General features: G+C 40.9%; 9 protein-coding genes. 2 read left to right on the top strand and 7 right to left on the bottom strand.

Annotated features, from left to right (window positions below; genetic code table 11):
* Window positions 1-2: 2 nt before the first annotated feature.
* Together AB3G73_RS19990 and AB3G73_RS19995 are read right to left on the bottom strand one after the other, a co-directional pair.
* Window positions 3-2117 carry a RagB/SusD family nutrient uptake outer membrane protein gene (locus tag AB3G73_RS19990; protein WP_367745494.1) on the bottom strand — a complete coding sequence of 705 codons (2115 nt, stop codon included), beginning with the start codon at window positions 2115-2117 and terminating at the stop codon, window positions 3-5.
* A gap of 19 nt (window positions 2118-2136) precedes the next feature.
* Window positions 2137-5430, bottom strand: a complete 3294-nt coding sequence (locus tag AB3G73_RS19995; protein ID WP_367745495.1) for a SusC/RagA family TonB-linked outer membrane protein — start codon at window positions 5428-5430, stop codon at window positions 2137-2139.
* Between the two features lie 297 nt (window positions 5431-5727).
* On the opposite strand from AB3G73_RS19995, the gene AB3G73_RS20000 reads away from it, so the two are divergent.
* Together AB3G73_RS20000 and AB3G73_RS20005 are read left to right on the top strand one after the other, a co-directional pair.
* Window positions 5728-6111: a hypothetical protein gene (locus AB3G73_RS20000; protein WP_234132506.1), complete on the top strand. Its 384-nt coding sequence runs from the start codon at window positions 5728-5730 to the stop codon at window positions 6109-6111.
* 25 nt (window positions 6112-6136) lie between these two features.
* Window positions 6137-8137, top strand: coding sequence for a right-handed parallel beta-helix repeat-containing protein (locus AB3G73_RS20005; protein WP_367745496.1), 2001 nt, complete (start codon window positions 6137-6139; stop codon window positions 8135-8137).
* Window positions 8138-8300: 163 nt separating this feature from the next.
* Here the strand turns inward: AB3G73_RS20005 and AB3G73_RS20010 are convergent, their stop codons facing one another.
* The 5 genes from AB3G73_RS20010 to AB3G73_RS20030 form a co-directional block, all read right to left on the bottom strand.
* The gene (locus AB3G73_RS20010) at window positions 8301-10853 is read right to left on the bottom strand and encodes a heparinase II/III-family protein (protein ID WP_234132504.1); all 2553 of its coding nucleotides are present in this window, start codon (window positions 10851-10853) and stop codon (window positions 8301-8303) included.
* Between the two features lie 10 nt (window positions 10854-10863).
* Window positions 10864-12606 (bottom strand): hypothetical protein, encoded by a 1743-nt coding sequence (locus tag AB3G73_RS20015; protein WP_320980711.1) that lies wholly within the window; start codon window positions 12604-12606, stop codon window positions 10864-10866.
* A gap of 103 nt (window positions 12607-12709) precedes the next feature.
* Window positions 12710-14407, bottom strand: a complete 1698-nt coding sequence (locus tag AB3G73_RS20020; protein WP_367745498.1) for a DUF5017 domain-containing protein — start codon at window positions 14405-14407, stop codon at window positions 12710-12712.
* 12 nt (window positions 14408-14419) lie between these two features.
* Entirely contained in the window at window positions 14420-15841 is a 1422-nt protein-coding gene (locus tag AB3G73_RS20025; protein ID WP_298045400.1) for a RagB/SusD family nutrient uptake outer membrane protein, read from the bottom strand.
* 12 nt (window positions 15842-15853) lie between these two features.
* Complete coding sequence (locus AB3G73_RS20030) at window positions 15854-18886, bottom strand: TonB-dependent receptor (RefSeq protein ID WP_320980709.1); 3033 nt, start codon at window positions 18884-18886, stop codon at window positions 15854-15856.
* Window positions 18887-19036 lie beyond the last annotated feature (150 nt).

Consider the following 19036-nt stretch of genomic DNA (forward strand, 5'->3'; position numbering starts at 1 on the left):
TATTACCAACCCGGGTTTTGCCACATGGTAGTAGGTGCACCGGCAATATCCTGTAAGGGTATTGGCAATGTTTGATATTTCGTGAATTGATTTCTTAGCGTTTGTATAGGATAGTTGATGTTGATATGTTTGGGGTGTGCTTCAACAAATAAGTCAACCACATTCTTTGTCGGATCATCTATTGTATATAATCCCCACCGCATCAAGTCGGCTCTGCGAACACCTTCAAAACAAAGTTCTCGCATACGTTCATCCTGAATCGTTTTAATGGTTAATGTAGTGAAATCAATCTTTGAATCCGGCTGAGTGACATCCTCTTTTCCGTATGCGCGCCGACGAACCATGTTCAGATATTCCAATCCTTTTTCTTGATTGCCGTTTGAGGCCATTAGATGAGCTTCAGCCGCCATGAGAAGTACGTCTGCAAAACGTAAGATCGGAAAATTACACGAGGTGAAGTCTTTGTGCCGTATCGGTGGCACGTTCACTTCATATTCTCTGCGCCATTTGCCTATGCCCACTCCATGAGGACACATAAATGAGCCGATATTACCGGATTTTGTGATTTTCATTTCTGTCATTTGTCCGTTTACGAACTTGACGAGTACATCTTTATTGCATTTACTGTTGATCTGCTGGTATCCGGCAGCCTTACCATCTTGTTTGGTACCGACTGAATATCCGATTATCGCTCCTTTGGTGGCATCATAAAACTTCATAGAGGTGAGTGCAGAAGTTGTTGCCGGTATTGTTATATCAAAAGTGGTTTCTCCTTTTTCGTTGGTGTAACCGCTTCCGCCTTGTTCTACATATAAGCCAATGACCGGGGCATTATTGTCACTTCCATTCCAGTTTGCCTTGTCGAAGATGGGCAATACAGTGGCTTCTTCTTCGCAGGTGATTTTTTGGGGGAGTAATACATTGAAATATTCGAAGCGGGTTTTTGCAGAGTATCCTTCTGCCATTTTTTCATTACTTTTGTATTTATAACAGAAAGAGGGGAAGTTCCAGTTACGCCGTAAATCTCCAATCGGATAATCCTGACCGTGATTAAAATCCGTGTAATTATTGAATAGGAGGTTGCTGGCACGATAACTGTTATCAGCGTATCCTATAGGAGAGCCGGCTTGGTCATCTGGACAGGGAACTCCCATATCACGTCCTAAACGCATCACTGCCTCATATCCCAAATTGGCATAAGTACCTGATGTCGTTGATTTACAGTTAAAGATAACATCCCATATCCCTTCCGGATTATCGTTGGAATTCCAGCTTTGGTTATCCGCCATATTGTTGACAAAAAGACGAGCGTATGCAGGTAATGTCTCTCCGTTGACAGTCAGAGGTTTCGTGTTTAGCTTGTTCGGGCCGTTGGCAATAAAATCATCGGCCCATTCTACTATTTGTCCATACTTGGCTATATCTTGTATGTCGGGGTGTGAGGCCATGTAGAGGGCAATTCGGTAAGACAATGCTTCTGCTGCGGATTTGCTGATGCGGGCAGTTGTGCCGTATGTACTGATTTCAGGCAATAGACTAATGGCTTGCCGACAATTGTCTAATGCGAACTGCAATACCTCTTTCACCGGTTTTCGCTCTAGTTCAATGGAACCGGTCATATCAAAGGTTGCTACGTTTTTAATGGGAACAGGTCCCCAGTTGATGGCGGCAAAGTAATGATAAAAAGCTTGTAAGACTAATGCTTGTCCTTTTATTTCGTTTTTTTCCCACTCTTCCATGTCCGGTACGGTCTTAAGCATGCTAAGTATATTCGTTGCTGTCTCATTACCTTGCCAGGTTCTTTGCCATAACCGGATTAATTGATTTGTGCTAAGAGATATGTTATGTGCGTTTAAAATGCTGGTATTGGTTGATACGCCGTTTCTGAATCCCTCGTCGGTGTCTACACAACCCAATGTTCCCCAATATGCTTCTCCGAACAGTCCGTTGGAGGCTATCATCATGTTATACGCTGTTGCCAATTGAGATCTTATTATAGCTGCGTTTCCAACACCGCTATAATTGGGTTTGGTGGAGTCCAGATTCAAATTCCAGCCGTCACAACTGCTAAACGCAGTTATCGCCACTACTATTATTAAATAGGATATTGTTTTCATATTTATTATATTGTTATGGTTAGAAAGTTACTGAAATACCCAAATTGAAGACACGTGCTCTTGGATAGGGCGTTTTATCCAATCCGCTTGTGATACTGGTATAAGTATTACTGTTGGTTAATACATTGTAACCCAAACCTTTTGGAGCTGCGTTCGTGTTGTACGAATTAACCTCCGGGTCTTGCCCATTGTATCCGGTGATTACAAATAAGTTTTGTGCTGCAACGCTTAATACTACATTCTGTATTGCAATTTTCTTGAGTAGTGATTTCGGCAACCGATAGCTAAGTGATAATGTCGATAGACGCAGGTAATCGCCTTTCTCTATAGACCGGTCAGATAACTTAGGTTGCGAGATATTTTCCGCATCGCCCTTGGATGTAGGTTTTTGCAAACGTGGAATGTCTGTATTCGTGTTTTCCGGTGTCCAACGATTGGCATAACTTGCATATTGGTTGGAGTAACGGGTGAAACTTCCCGTGGTTTCAAACATTAATCGGTTGTAGTCAACAATTTTGCTTCCTAAAGAGTATTGGAAGAAAACATTCAGAGACAGATTGCGATAAGTAAACGTGTTTGAAATACCTCCGGTGATTTTGGGATTTGGAGAACCTAACGTGGTGCGGTCATTGCTGGTAATGTAACCGTCGCCATTCAAATCGGCATACATAGGGTCTCCTGGTTGTACCCGATAACCGCCTACCGTGCTTTTATATGTTGGTATTCCTTCCTTTAGCACATAAGTACCATTAGGATTTTTGTAGAAATCGCTTTCTTGATACAAACGCACGTACTTATAGCCGTAGAATTGGGAGGTGGCACTGTTGGCAATGGCAAGCCATGTCTCTGTGTTCGGATTAAAATCGTTGTTGCCTACGGTCATTACTTCATAGCCATTGGCAAAGCTCCGTACTTTGTTCTGGTTATAAGAGAAGTTGAAGTTTGTGTTCCAAGTGAAATCTCCGGATTTGATGTTAGTACTAAGAATTGTCAGTTCAAGTCCTTGGCTTTGTGTGCATCCGGAATTTTCATATCTGGTATGGGCATTATTACCATATCCCAAATAGAAGGGAGCCGGGCGTGGCATCAATAATCCGTCAACCACTTTTCTGTAGTAATCGATCGAGAAAGCGAGTCTGTTTTTGAAAAGAGTAACATCTGTACCTATGTTAAACTCGGTTGTTTCTTCCCAGGTCAGTTGAGGATTGGCCAAAAAATATTGGAATAAACCACCCTGTAAAGTCTTTCCGTCCAGCATATATTGCCGTGCGTTTTGCAGACCACCAAATTCGATTAAGTAGGAGAAATCGTTCACTCCCCGGTTGTTACCGACTTTACCGTAGCTAAGACGTATTTTTGCGTCATCAATAGCTTTGCTCTTTTTCAAAAAGGGTTCGCTGGAGATGCGCCATGCAAAAGCAGCGGAAGGAAAAAATCCCCATTGGTTTCCTTTTGCGAATTTTGACGAACCGTCATATCGGCTTGTTACGGTAAACAGATACTTATCCATAAGATTATAGTTGATCCGTCCGAAGGAAGATACCAGTCGGTTTTTGTTTCCTTCGTAGTTCACATCTCCTCCTTTGACAGAACCGGCAGATAATCCGTAAAATCCTAAATATTCAAATTCCGGTAAAATATTGACAACATCGTATGATTCTTTCGTGAATTCACTATGTTGGTAGGTGAACCCGTACATGGCGTCCAAACTATGAATCTTTTTGAATTTGCGTTTATAGTTCAATACTAATTCACCAAGGTAGCTTTTGGCCTCATTGTTTTCAACGTGTGCATTTACTCCATTGTTATTGGCATATGTGCCGTTTGATTTTTTGAATAAGTGCCCCTGATAAGTATATCTGTTATAGAACCTGTCAATATCAGTTCTTACCGTACTGACTTGCATGCGTGGTGTGACGGTGATATATTTGAAAGGTTGCCATTTCAAAGTCAATCCAGCTTGCGTGTTCTGTTGGATGCGTTTGTTCAATTCGTTGTTTGCTTGTTGTAGAGGAGTTATCAGCGAGCCGTAGTCTATACCGGAGTCGCTTAAAGTACCTTGCTCCAGCATGTATTCCATCTCTGCAATAAACTCTTCCGTACTTTGCAGACCTGTGGTTGGGAAGAAATTTCGCGCTTTGCTGAAAGCTTGGTTATTAAGAGTTTTGGTGTTTGTATAATTCGCGTTCATGATGGCAGTCAGCTTCTTGTTGATTTTTTGTTCTACCTTTCCCATGACACTGTATCTTGTTTGCCCGGTGTTTTTTACAATGGCATCTTGATCCATATATCCACCTTTTATCATGTATTTGGTGTCTTTGGATCCTCCGGATAAAGAAATGGAATGATTATGGGTTATCCCCATTTGGGTAACTTCCTTTTGCCAGTCAGTTCCCGGATTCTCCTTGTAATAGTCCAATGTACGGGGGCGTTGACCGGTTGTTTCGTCTATTGCTCCTAAATAGCGGTCTATTGAATAACTTCGGTTGTCTATTGCATCCAGTTCTAACTGTAGTTTGACATATTCATAAGCATTCATCATTTTTATGAACTTGGGACGTGTATTGAAGGATATGTTGTAGTCATAAGTTACACGTGGTTTACCTGCTTCACCTTCTTTGGTGTTGATAATGATTACACCGTTAGCTCCCCGAGAACCGTAAATGGCAATAGAAGAAGCGTCTTTAAGTACTTCAATGCTTGCAATTGATCTAGGATCCAATGTGTTTAGGCTAAAATTCTCCATCGGGAATCCGTCAATCACGTAAAGGGGCGCTGTATCTTGAGAAACCCCTCCTCCTCGGATATTTACCGTTGCTTCAGCCCCGGGCGACCCGTCGGCAAGGATGATATTCAAACCGGCGATTCGTCCGGCTAATGCTTGCTCAATAGATGTTACGGGAGCTTGGTTAAGTTCTTCCATGTTGGCTTGACCTACCGAACCGGTTAAATCACGCTTTTTTACATGCCCGTAACCTACGGATACAACCACTTCTTGCAGGGTGGTGCTTAGTGATTCTTCCATCATGACGTTGATTATCCTTTGGCCTTTCATTTTCACAGTGACTGTTTCCATGCCAATGTACGAAAAATGCAGGGTAGCGTTGGCCGGCACGCTGATTGTATATCTGCCTTTACTGTCTGTGATGGCACCTGCTGCATTTTTACTTTCTGTAAAAACTGCAACTCCGATTAGAGGTTCTTTGTCTTTATCGGTGACAAGACCTGAAACTTTAATTTGTTGTGCATAGATTGTTGGACTGATACATAAGAATAGGCTAATAAGTAGCCATTCAAAGAAACGATGTTTCATAAGTAATATGATTTAAATTTAAAACTAAAAAAGGTTTGCAGCAAATGTATGAAAACGAAGAAGAATGGTCAGGTAATCATGTTGCAGGAATATGGAATAATGATACATGCAGAAGAATTTTGCAGTATTAATAGGTGGGCAAGGTATTTTTAGATTTGGAGAATGTAGATTTAACATTGAACGGATATTTTGAAACAGACAGACTAATACTTGCAAAACAAATCCGTTACATTTGCGACAATCATACAGGGTAAAGTATTTGATTTGGAATTAATCACAATTTAAAAATATAATATTATGAAGAAAATAGTTTGGGTCGTTATATTGTCTTTAGGGACGATTGCGTGTAACGACAGCAGGGCTGTAGAACTGCCCGGAAAAGAACTCCCGACTGACAGTATCAAATCCGGGAGAGTTGCTGGTTCCGTCGAAGTGAAAGGTAATATGATTATCAAGTCAATAAACGAGGCGGGTTTCTATAATTATGAAAAAATGGATCTCAGAACAAATAATCCTGAAATTTTGAAGAAGATACCGGAACTGAATGAGTTCTTTCCTAAAATTGGGTTGTATAGAGATAAATTTAGGAAAAAAGTTGTTACCAGAGAGGAAGCCGGCGGACTTACGGATCGGATAGGGACTGGGCTTGATACCGAAGATAAGGAAATATTTACCAAATGACAAAGAATGAAAAACATGGAACAGTATGAAAAGAATTAAATTGTTTATATTCGCATTATTTGCATCGGTAGTGGCTTTTACACAAGAACACAATATTTATGTCTCAGCCATAGATGGGAACGATAGTAATAGCGGAAATACCATTACCAATGCCTTTCAAACCTTGGCAACTGCCAAAAATAAAGCTAAAAGTATATTTAAGAGCAATCCGTCGGCTAAAGTAAATATATATTTGAGGGAAGGTACTTACTATAGTAGCAGTAACTACATTTTTAATGCAAACGATCTCGGAAATGGCCAGTCGGAACTGATGATCGCAGCTTACAACGAAGAGAAACCGATATTAATGGGCAACAGGGCAATTCCTCGCGACAAATGGAAAACATTAAGTAGCGCGGCAAAGGAGAGATGTCATCCTGATGTTGATTCCGGCAAGCTATATGAATTGGATTTGACAACAATTGGAATGAATAACATTGCTTCACTGCCCGATATGTTTACTACCGTATGGAATAGTGTAGACTTGTTTGTCGGAAATGACAGAATGCAATTATCCCAATATCCCAATGTCTCGCAAAAGGTGACGGAGAAAAGCCAGCTTGGATGGATAACCTGTAATGGCTCTAAAGATGCCTCAACCTTTTATTATGCTGAGGGAGGGGCTCCAGCGGATAAGGATTTTACCAATGAGCTTGAGTATAATGATAAAACGAGAGCCGGAAGATGGAAGAAATCAATGGAAAATGGGCACGAACTATGGTTGAAGGGTAACTGGAGAGTACCTTGGGATCCAATCACAATCAAGGTGAAAGAAATAAATACCACTGAAAAATACATCCGTTTTGTCAAGATGCCGCCACTTGGGATGGGTTCTAAATACACAGGCGAGGTGCCGGGTTCCAATCCAGTATATAGGTATGGTTCGGGCGAGGAAACTTATTTCGCGATAAACTATTTGGATGAGATAGACGAACCCGGAGAGTGGGCAATAGACTTCAAGGATAAGAAGATCTATTTTTATCCGAAGGCAGAAAAAGATCTTTCTAATGTTATTCTGTCCGATAATAAAACTTCATTGGTGAAACTCGATGGTGTGAGTAACATTACTTTTAGCGGCATTGAGTTCAATGGAAATCTCGGCTATGGAATCGAGATTGTCAATGGCAGCAAGAACATCACCTTGGAAGGCTGTAAGATACATAATATCTCTTCGACGGGTATTCATATCGAGAAAAGTTCGGAGATACATATTCAATCAAACGATATTTTCAACATCGGTTCGTTTGCCATCTATGCGAAACAGTGTGGAAATCTGTACACCCTTACTGATGCCAATATCATTATAGATAACAATCATATCTACAATATGGGCTTGCTTGCATTCAATGGCGGCATTGGATTGCTCGAATGTGCAGGGTTTACTATCAGCCATAATCTGATTCATGACACGCCTAAAAGCTGTATTGAAAACAGAAACGGAATAAAAATACTGATAGAATATAATGAGATGCATAACATTGCGTTAAAGTCCGGTGATACAGGTGCGGTGTACAGTTATGGCGGGTGGTATACATACGGTAACGTCTTGCGGTATAATTTTATCCACCATATTTGCAGAGGCAACGGTTTATATCCGGATGATGGTGACAGCGGAGACGTGATGTACAATAATATCATTCATGGAGGTGTTAACGGATTCCATGTTGGTGGAGGACACGACAATCTTATGTACAACAATATGGTAGTGAATTGCCAGAAAATCAATATAGACAATAGGGGGATTGACAGAAACTACAAATTGGGAACCAACTATGAGAAAGACCTGACAAGATTTAATGTGAATGTTGCTCCCTGGTTAAAATGGGGGGAAGACTTAATGAGAGAATATAAGTATCAGACTAATTTGTGGACTGAAATCTTAACAGAAGAATATGGACCGGAGAACCCGAGAAATTGTTCTTTTAATGACAATGTCTTGATTGAAGTTGGAGAAATGAAGATAAGCGATATCAAAAAGGATAATTAAAAAACTGACGGGTAGTTTTAGAAGCTCTTTTTACAGTTAAGTCCGGACTTGAATGAGTCCGGACTTAATTTTTTGAAACAGTGCTCTGCAAACAGTATCGTAGAGCCTATGATTTTAAGTATGTGTGGTTTTGAAGAATGTATAGATAATTGGAGACTGATAATTATTGAATAATATATCTTATTTTACCATCTCTTTCCAATGTAACTTGTGTTCTTCCGTCTTTTCCTTTATTAAAGGTCAGGAAATCGGTTTGGTCGTTCCATTTTACAGTTAGTTTGGTACGGTCATCGTTCCATTCGGTTTGTGGAAGTGCTTCTCCATGAAGGTGTGGAAATAACAAAACTTTGTATTCGGGAGCGCCTTTACATCTTGCCGGGATAACCAGACGTTTGCCGAGTCCCATTGTACGAAGATAGAACTGGTGCATATCTTCAGTTTTCAGATGTTCCATAGTCTCCAGACAGGGATTTATTTCCAGATTCGGACGAGGGGCAGGTGTTTTGTCCAGTACACGTACCAACAATTGAGGATCGCCATTGGAGGGCTTGAAAGTACCGGCTTTATAAAAACCGCCGGGTTCATTGTCTACAGGTCGCATATCACGTTTCATCCGTTTGTCTCCTAAGATAATGTCGTATTCTCCCCCTTTCCGATGGTTACTGATTTTGTTGAAACCTAAATCTAAAGGACTTCTTTGCATCTGAACGGTTGCTATCTGCTTGATGGATACAAGTTCTACATCCATTGGCATTGGCATAATCCATTCGTACAAATGTTCGTCATCGTCTTTTTTTATGTCGTCTATGACAAGTGCGTAGGTGTGTTTACCTTTTATTAGTCCGGCAGTTCGATAGGCATACTGTACTGGATAATGTTTTAAACGCATCGGCCAGCTATCTTCGTGCCATATCAAAGGGTTGCCTTTCAAATTCTCTGAATAATATAGGGCGACATTTTCCAACGGGTCCCGTTCCGGTTTTTCATTGGGGTAATATTGAAACAGCTTGTCTGCTACATCCCTGTAAACACCATTTTCCCATTTTGTGGCAACTTTGTGACCGGACATTAAATCTGCTACCGGTGATTTAAGCCATAACCAGTCATAGCAATATTTGGTGTCTAATATACCGAAGGTGGCTTCCGGCTTGTTGACAAATCCCAACCAGGATGCAGGAGTAGCAAAATATCCTTGTCCACGACCGTCTATGCATATTACTGAATGATATTTGCTTTCGGTACTTCTGAATCCGTCTACTACCCATTCCCGTCCGTGTGCCGATAGAGAGAAATGTCCTCTGTCGGAGTGGTCGTGTGAGATAAAATAGGTATCCGTGCGTCCTTCCAATGAGAACTTGACGGCTTCCCGGTTCCAACGATTGCGTGTGATGAAGGCGCCTCTTAAAGGAGAATAATAAGTTAACGGCATATTTATGGAAGGAGTTCCATTGTATTGTTCGGCAGTTTTGTCAGGATCGTTGCAACAAACAAAAGCTACTATATCCGGTGTCTCTTTCAGGGTATCGGGCAGGCTATTGGCTAATAAATAGTCCAGACGTTGGTCTGTTGGATAGAAATATTTCATTACCATCACCAATGTCCACGGTAAAAGGCTGATAGAGCCGGTATCTCCGCCAGTGTACCAAAGTGCTTTCGGATTAGGAGATAATGTATGCATAAACCAATCGGGCATAGCTTTTACATGAGGGTGTGTGAACAGATTTTTGTCTCCCCGACGTGCCATGGCTATGAGGAACGCAAAATCATATTCAGATTGTCCCAATGTATAATTCATGCCTTCCGTACTCATTCCTTCGGGAGAAAACTGATAGGTGTAGTAATCTTCTGCCAGTTCTTTTCCCCGTTCGTAGATACGTGAATCTAAGTTATACTCTTTTTCGAGTGACAATAGTGAGAAAGGGTAAGAAAGAGAACCTGCTATATGGTTCCATCTTCTCCAGTGAGGAGGTAATTCCATTCCGACAGAGTATTTGCCTCTTGTCTGCTTATCCATAAACCGGGCAAAGAAGTTTCGGTCTTCTTTTTTCATTCCAGCGGCTGTGAAGTCATAAAGTTTGGCTAAAAAAGCTCCGATATATACCGGCTCTTTGGCGCAGTCTTCCAGACCTTCTACAATAGGCATTCGCTCGATGTATTTTGCCATGCTTCGTAGATAATTTGCTGCAATGGTGGCGGTTTCCTGCATCAGTGCTTTGTTATGGTTCATCTGTGCAAGCAGCCCCTGTACAGTCAATTGGTTGACAAATTTCCACCCTAGTTCAGAGGCGCGCTCCGGTTCGATTTCTTTCGAGAGTAACTGTTGATAGTCTTTTCCCCACTTACCTTTTCCAATTCGCATTTCATTAGTATGTTTATTGGCTTGTGCAAGCATCATTTGTCCGATACGGGTGTTCTTCAAGCGGACTTTTATATTTTCAAGTTCGCCCGGAGAGGTAAACATACGTGGATGTATTCCTTTGGCAGGTACATGTCCCAATTTCGAGTGGTCGAAACCTTCATCATTATAAATCAGCTTCACCGGGCAGGGGTTTTTCCAATGAAGATTACCATTCAGTACATCCTCTGCTTTCAGGTGGCCTGACGGTTGTTCCTGTAGCAGAGGCGAATTTTTCTTTAATTCTTTATTTATAGTTTGTGCATATCCCTGCGAAAACAGAAATAAGAAGGAAGATGCAAGTATAATATGTTTCTTCATTTTTGATGTATTATAAAACCTTTTGGCGATAATGATTTATCCATTTAGCCATACCGTCTTCACCATGATAGTCGGGACCTTCATTGACAAATGAGTAGGGACGGTAGAGTGTGCCGCATTGTGGATTGTATTCGTGCAGGCTTTGATAACGTTCCCACATAGCGTCATAAGATTTTATGGCTTTTTTCATTTGGTCTGTATCGTAGGTTCCTTGTTGGTCACCAGTGAAACCGTACCATAAGATTTCCCAACCAAGCGCATAAATAGAATATAGGCAGTATCCGTATTCCGTAGAAACTTCTATATAATTTTTTATTTGCTTATCGTTGCATTGGATGGAGTGGGCCAGTTCAAGCATTTCTTTCCAGATAGCCACGCTCTGTTTTTTTTCATTCAGTGCGGCGCTTGCCATATTATGTTCCTGAAGATATTTAAAGTCATCTTGAAGTTCATTCAGACCGCCGATAAATTCATCTCTGGTCCACCATACGTTTGCCGGATATATCAGAGAAGCTCTGCCTCTGACAACTGCGTCTGCTGACAAAAGTGCCAGACGGCGGAACTTTCCGATATCCTCTTTTCTAATACCTATTTTAACTGCAAAATTATTAAATATTTGTTCTTCTGTCTGTGTACAGTCCTTCGTCCAATTGGATAGGACATAAGTGTTTAAATCGCACCAAAGTTCGTTTTTTATATAAGGTCCTACCCATCCGCCACCGCGTGACCAAGTCCAGACTCCGGCGAATAAGGGGGAAGATGACAATTCCTTTAAAGAGTGTATTCCTGTTGTTTTCTTATACTCTTCAAAGCCTTCGATTACGCCGTTGGCAATGTAGTTGGGATATGCTCCTTTTCCCTCATATTCGCGTTGGCATTGCACCTCAACAATCTGCTTGTGTTTCCCTATACCTAAAACTGAATTAAATGGAATTGTACGATGATAGTCACCTTCAACGTGTTTGATTGCAAAATAAAGATGTTCGTGAGGCAATACTTGATTGGTTGCCTGAAGGTAATAATCCGGATTGGTGTGGAAGAATCCGAAGTCCCACGTACGATAGATTATATCTTTCTGTAGTTTTTCACATACTTCATCTCTCAACAAGTTGATTAGTAAACTATGGGTATTCTCTCCGCCGTCACTTTTTTTGCTGTTGTCATGTTTCCATTCCCCGTTCTTTTTACGGATAGGCCCATTGCCGCAGTGATAGGGGACATTGTGTAAGTAGGTTTCACCTACACGGATTACCAGGCCATCCAATGACGGAAAGCGTGCAAAGACTTCCTGCAACATTTTGCGGTGAATTTCTTGTGTTTTAGGGCGATTGAGATTAATCCATCCGTCGGAATCGCAAATCTCATCGTGGTATAGTTCCTTTACCTTTTTAGGGAGTACGATAATATCCATAAAATAATAGGCTTTTAGTCCGGCGGCATGAATCTCATTTATTTTATGGTCAATTCTGTCTGCCAGGTTTTCTACCCATGCTCTTTCTTCCGAACCTTTAGGAAATATATCAGAAGATAATGAATCATAAGTGATGGCACAGTGCACTGATTGAAACTCATTTATTACTTGACCGTTAAACCCGTAAAGATCCAATGTGTCCGGCTGATTGAATTTTGAAATGGTGAATTCTTCTCCGGGATTGTGATGAACCATGTCAAGAATGAGTAGTTTCTGTTCTTTGTTTGGTGTACATGCTGTGCTGATAATGATGGATAATACTAATAATAGAATTTGTTTCATATATTACAGTTGAATTATTAATTGTGGATTGTCCACAATACTACCACGAAACAATCCTATGTACTCGTGGTGTTATTGCGGATAATCATGTTATTTTTAGATTTTACTCTACAGTGATTGTTTTCTCAATGACTTGGTTACCTACAACAATGGTGATAGTGTATCTTCCGGGTTGTGTATAGGTTGTCTCCCAAGTAATGACGCCATCTGTTCCTGTCTTTTGTTCTGGAGTATCGGCAGGAAGTTTGTTAGTGAAAGTATATATTGGTAATATACACCAACCTTCTATGGCCTCCGGGGAAGTTCCTGACAAACTGGATTTATATCTCCACATATTACCTTCAACTCGCCAACTGCAGAATGCACCTTCTTTGTCGATTGTTTTTACATCACTGGTAGAACCTATTTTTTGTATTTCTTCATCTTGTCCGGTTTCAGAATAGTTATACCCAATTATGAAATCACGCCAGCCGATGTCTACGACTTTACCTTTATTACATATCCCTTTGAAAGCAAAGGTTGTATTTGTTTCACTGATTTCATCCAATTTTACATAGCTTGTTTCTTTCTCTACATTATTACCATCCTCCGGAATATTCAATCGTTCGGTAATATTTACCCAATTGGCGGTTTCAGCGTTCGTTCCATTATAATCGGTTGCATAAAGAACTTCAAAATGTCCTCTGTCCCAGCCGGTTTCTTTATAATTACGATATTTGAATTTGATTTGTGGAATCCTGTTAAGTTCTTTTCCGTCTTTGTTTTTATACTCATGCCCCGGCAGACCACTGAAGAAATCAACTGAATTTTCATTACCATACCAGGAGAATGTGACTATATCGCCTGCTTCTATATTGGTAGATGAGATTTCCAATCCTTCTTTAGGTTTCTCCAACACAGTGATTTGATATTCTGCAATGGTTTCATTACGTTGGTCACTGCCGCTGTCATAACAAGAAACGACTACCGTAGCGGTGTATACGCCAGGTTGGGTGTAAACATGAGTCCAGGGAAGTGCTTCGGCACTCAGGTTTTTTTTCACTTCTCCTTCGTCACCGGGGTATTGGGCATCTTCGAATGATTGTGTCGGCAGAATACACCAACCTGTTTCCGGAGTTTTAGATGCTTGTGATACTCCCTGGGGCAGCTTGAATCTCCAATTGGTATTAAGTTCCCATATATGAGCCGAGGGATCTTCTCCATTGTTTTTTGTAACTATTCCCGGAGTGTCTTTGGCTACGGAAAGAAGGTCTACGTATGATTCCAGTTCTGGTGAATAGGAACGAATCTTAAAGTTCCCCCAACCGATATCTACCGGATTGCCACCATTATAAATACCTTCGAAAGCGAAAGTGGCGTGATGTCCTTGTAACTCTTCCATTCGTACATAACCAGTCTTTTGATATGAGTTCTTGCCTTCGCCGATATTGAATCTATCGGTTATGTCATTCCATGTAGCCGATTCAAAGTTCTCTCCGGTATAGTTGGTCGAATAGTAGAATTTGAAATCACCTCTCTCCCACGGGAGGTCGCCTTTGTAATTACGGTATTCGAAACTGACCTCGGGTATTCCTATGAGTCTTTTCCGGTCTTTGTATTTGTATTCATGTTTCAGTTCACCACTGTAGAAAACGATATGGTCTCCGTCGCCATTCCAGGTGAAAGTAACAGGCTCCCCTGCCGTCACCGTTGTAGATGAGATAGTCAGTGCTCCTCGAGGAGAGTCATACAAATCATTGTTGCAGTTGCTCATTAAACAAGCGCAACAGAGTAATATCATATATTTGATTGTTGTTTTCATCTTCTGTCTTTTTTAGTTTCCAAAATAACCGGGATTTTGCCACATAATGTCTTTGTTGTTCACAAGGTCGACTTCCTTTTGAGGAATCGGGAATATGTAGTGATTTTCATTAAACAGAGTAGCTTTTCCAACATCACTCAATGCTTGCAAGAAAGTGTTAGAGCGAACCAAATCAAACCATCTGACACCTTCATAGGCAAATTCATGGCGACGTTCATCAAGTAAGGCTGTTCTCCAACTGTCTATATCTTGTGGCACTGTTGTAGAAAGCCCCGCTCGGGTACGCACTTCCGTTAAAATCTCAACTGCGTCATCTTCCACTTCTCCGGAAATTTCACAAAGGGCTTCCGCATACATCAATTTGATATCCGTATATCTGATAATCGGCAAGTCATTTCCCCATTCATTATTGCCACTATCAAAACTCCATCCAAATTTGATGACGTGCTCCCGCTTCTTTGTTTCTCCTGTGGATGCTTCGTAGTAAGTGGTTGCAATACTGTGGTCACGCCGTATATCTCCTTCCTCAAAAGTATTTCTAAATCCGTCTTCGTTCATCAGTATGCCACTACCTTCTTCGAGTTTGGAAAACCATTTATTGTATTCACAATTTTCACCGATTCCTCCAGCTTTGTACTTAATGGAAAAAATAAATTCCGGGGAATTCTCTCCATCTGCACTAAAAATCTTTTTCCAATCCCATGTCATAGCTTCATTGAAGGGAGCTGTTGCTATTACTTCTTGACAATAATCACGAACTTTGTCCCATTCACCGGTGTAATAAGGGTAACCGCAACGCATTAAATATACTTGTGCCAGTAGTGCTTTTGCAACCACGGACGATGGTTTTGAATTGTCAATATATTCTGGGCTGAGTTGGTCTTTTAGTTCTTCCAGTTCAGAAATAATGAAATCGTAAGTTTTCTCAGCTGTCTGTCGCGGTATTGTCATAGCTTCCACCTCGTTGACAGGTTTCTTTTGGATGGGCACCCCTCCGTAGAAACGGACAAGATTGAAATAAGTCAGTGCCCGGATAAAACGGGCTTGAGTGAGTATATCCTGTTTTTTAGTTGCATCCATTTCGAAGGGTTCCAGATGGACTATTAATTCATTGGCGGTATGTACAGCTGCCCAGCAGAGTTCCCATAGGTCTTTGGTGTCATTGGCTGACATTACATTTTCGTCGCACCATTTATGGCTGCTGTGCCAACAGTTGTCTGACCGGATTTCAGAATATTGATAATAATATCGGTTATAAATGATTTGAAGACGATGATATGTGCCATTTAATGCCATCTTGAAATCATCCTCTGTGCGATAAAATGTTTCACCAGTAAAATTAGATTTGGGTTCCAGATTCAGAAAGTCTGAACAAGAGGTACACAACATTATGAATGTGATGACCAGAGATAAATATAGGGTATTCTTTTTCATACAGTTTGAATATTAGAATGTTACGTTTAAGCCCAAAGAAACAGTCATGGGTAATGGGTAAGAACCATAGTCATATCCCGGGGCTAATGGGTTGGACTGTTTCTCGCTGACTTGCGGATTCCAGCCGACCGGATAATGATCGAATGTATATATATTGTCTGCTGAGACGTACATACGAAGTGCTTCCAAACCGATTTTTCTTAATTGCTTTTTGGTGAAGTTATAGCTTAATGTCGCATTGGAAATCCGTACGAATGTGCCATCATATAGCCAACGTGTAGAAGGAGTTGTGATAGCTCCGGTCGCGTTGATGCGCGGAGTAATTCCGTCTCCCGGTTCTTCCGGACTTTTCCAACGGTTCACCCAATGTTTGTATGAGTTATAAGAAGGGTCAGTACCTAAGTCCAATTGGCGTCCAATAGCATTATAGATCTTATTTCCTCCCGATCCCGTAATCAATACCGATAATTGGAAGTTACGGTAAGAGAATTTATTAGTCAATCCCCAATTGTAGGTCGGTATACCGTTTCCGACAAATGTGCGGTCGTCATTGTCTACCTTATTGTCTCCATTAATATCTTTTAATTTGGGGTCGCCGGCTTGGGAACCTGTCCAGTGGGGAGTGGTGATTACTTCTTGATTGTCTCTGAATACTCCATCGGCTACGTGCATATAGAACATACCCACCGGATAACCGACTTTGGTTAAAGACACATAAGCGTAGAAGTCTCCTCCGATAATTGGCGAATTGTCTGCGCCAAGATTGGTGACTTTATTTTTATTGTAGGCAATATTGAAAGTCGTTTCCCATTTAAAACGACCTACTAAATTGCGTGTTGTCAATTCAAATTCTATACCTTTGTTATTTATACTTCCTATGTTGTCATATTTGGTGGTAAATCCGGTATTGGCCAGAACAGGTACCTGCAACAGGAGGTCTTTAGTATCTTGATTGTAATAATCTATACTACCGGAAATGCGGTTCTCCAGGAAGCCGAAGTCTAATCCATAATTAAAAGAGCGTTTCTTTTCCCAGCTCAAGTCCGGATTGGAAATATTGGAAGGATAAAATCCGATACCTTTATCTTTGTTTGTTCCGGTGATATAACCGCCTTGTGTGAGCAAACTGTATGAGGCATAATCTCCTACGCGGTTGTTACCTGTTTCACCAAAGCTGAAACGTAACTTTAAATTATTCATTACAGGCTTTATTTTTTTGAAAAAGGCTTCTTCACTAATTTTCCATCCTGCCGACGCTGCGAAAAAGTTTCCCCACGGGTCATTAGGAAAACGGGAAGAGCCGTCTCTACGGAATGAAACTGATGCTAGATATTTATTCTGGTAGTCGTAATTTAAACGTCCCACATACGATAGCAGCGAATTTTCGCTTTTAGCTGTATTACTGTTGGATCCGATGACACCTGCTACATTAAGGGTATGTATTTGGTCGGAAGGAAAATCTCTACCGTCAATATATTGGCTGTTTGTTGAAGTCTTTTCTGCGGAATATACGAATGTCGCGCTTAGATTGTGCCTGTTCTTGATGCTGACATTGTATGTAAGTATGTTGTCTACCATCCATTTTAAATATTCATTTCCCCAATAACCGCCACGTGCAGGAGTGGATAATGTGACACTTACAGGCCAGAAATCTTCACGTGTACGATTGTAATAAGAGAATCCGGCTTTTAAGCGGTAGTCCAATCCTTTCATTAGGCGTATATCTGCCGAAATATCTCCTAATAACTGGTATCTTGAATCACCGTATTCGTAGTCGTTGATTTGAGAGATAGCACTGCGTGTACGTTGCAAATTCTCCAACGGATATTCCGGATTTCCATCTACTCCGGAATTTGTCGGCTGAATGGTTGGAGCTAGTAATAACCGATGTATATTACCTTCTTTACGGTCTACCCGCTTATCTACTTTTTTAGAATAAGAAGGGGAAAGGTTTACACCGATTTTCAGCCATTCCTTTGCATCTGCCTGAAGTGTAGCGCGACCGGACAGTAACTTATAGCTTGTGTTTTTTACTATACCTTCCTGGTCCATGTAGTTCATGGATGCCATGTATCTTACTTTTTTTGTACCGCCTCTGACTGACAACTGATAATTTTGTCTCAGTGCCGTTCTCATAATATAGTCAATGTGATCATAAGTTTGAGCATTGGGCAGCAATTCCATTAACTTGTCTTTTTCGGCAGGACGGGCTTCCATGCGCGCTTCCAGATATTCCGGACCACTCAGCATATCGATACTGCGTGTTAGTTTCTGAACCCCCCATGACATTTTTAGGTCAATTTTGGCATCACCTTCTTTTCCCTTTTTAGTACTGATGATAATAACTCCGTTTGAACCGCGTGAACCATAGATTGCGGCGGCGGAAGCATCTTTTAATACCTCCATTGACTCTACATCATTGATATTGAGATTACCGATAATGTCCGGATCGTCAATAGCCATTCCGTCAATTACATATAACGGGCTGGTATCTGCATTGATAGAACCGACTCCACGCACACGGATATAAGGTGCTTCTCCCGGCTGTCCGGTAGATTGCTGTACTTGTACGCCTGCCAACTGTCCATCCAGTGAAGACTCAAGGCGTGAGATAGCAAAATCGGCAATGTCATCCGCTTTTACTTTACTGACAGAAGTTGTCAGATTACCTTTTTTAATCGTACCATAACCAATAATCTGAACTTCATCAAGTACTTTGGAGTTCTCTTCAAGAGTGATTTTTAGAGGCTTTTGGTCTTTCACTTTAATTTCTTGTGTTTTCAGACCAACGAAGGAGAAAACAAGTATGTCTCCTATCTTTACCGAAATGGAGAACTTCCCGTCAATAGAGGTGATTGTACCACTTTTATTCCCTTTCTTTTGAACGGAACAACCTGGTAGGGGATCATTCAATGCATCAAGCACAGTTCCTTGAAGTGTAAAAGTACTGCTAGCTTGTTGTGTGTTAGTTTGGGCATACATATTGATATGCACAAGAAAGCAAACTAACAACAGAAACGACTTGTTGAAAAGTGTATTTTTCATGTATAACTAAAATTATTAAATGAATTATTCAATATGATTAATATGCGCTCAATGAACTGCTACAAATGTAGCCGAATTGTTTCTGTTTGTATTAGTGTTTTTGTTTCAAAAACTAAGTGTGATGATAATTGTGTTGATTATCAATGTGTT

The organism is Bacteroides sp. L008 (genome assembly GCF_040812255.1).
In the GTDB taxonomy this organism is placed as follows: Bacteria; Bacteroidota; Bacteroidia; order Bacteroidales; family Bacteroidaceae; genus Bacteroides; species Bacteroides vicugnae.

Coding starts and splice junctions, on each gene's coding strand:
- AB3G73_RS19990 (WP_367745494.1), bottom strand. CDS start 2,117: ATGAAAACAATATCCTATTTAATAATAGTAGTGGCGATAACTGCGTTT.
- AB3G73_RS19995 (WP_367745495.1), bottom strand. CDS start 5,430: ATGAAACATCGTTTCTTTGAATGGCTACTTATTAGCCTATTCTTATGT.
- AB3G73_RS20000 (WP_234132506.1), top strand. CDS start 5,728: ATGAAGAAAATAGTTTGGGTCGTTATATTGTCTTTAGGGACGATTGCG.
- AB3G73_RS20005 (WP_367745496.1), top strand. CDS start 6,137: ATGAAAAGAATTAAATTGTTTATATTCGCATTATTTGCATCGGTAGTG.
- AB3G73_RS20010 (WP_234132504.1), bottom strand. CDS start 10,853: ATGAAGAAACATATTATACTTGCATCTTCCTTCTTATTTCTGTTTTCG.
- AB3G73_RS20015 (WP_320980711.1), bottom strand. CDS start 12,606: ATGAAACAAATTCTATTATTAGTATTATCCATCATTATCAGCACAGCA.
- AB3G73_RS20020 (WP_367745498.1), bottom strand. CDS start 14,407: ATGAAAACAACAATCAAATATATGATATTACTCTGTTGCGCTTGTTTA.
- AB3G73_RS20025 (WP_298045400.1), bottom strand. CDS start 15,841: ATGAAAAAGAATACCCTATATTTATCTCTGGTCATCACATTCATAATG.
- AB3G73_RS20030 (WP_320980709.1), bottom strand. CDS start 18,886: ATGAAAAATACACTTTTCAACAAGTCGTTTCTGTTGTTAGTTTGCTTT.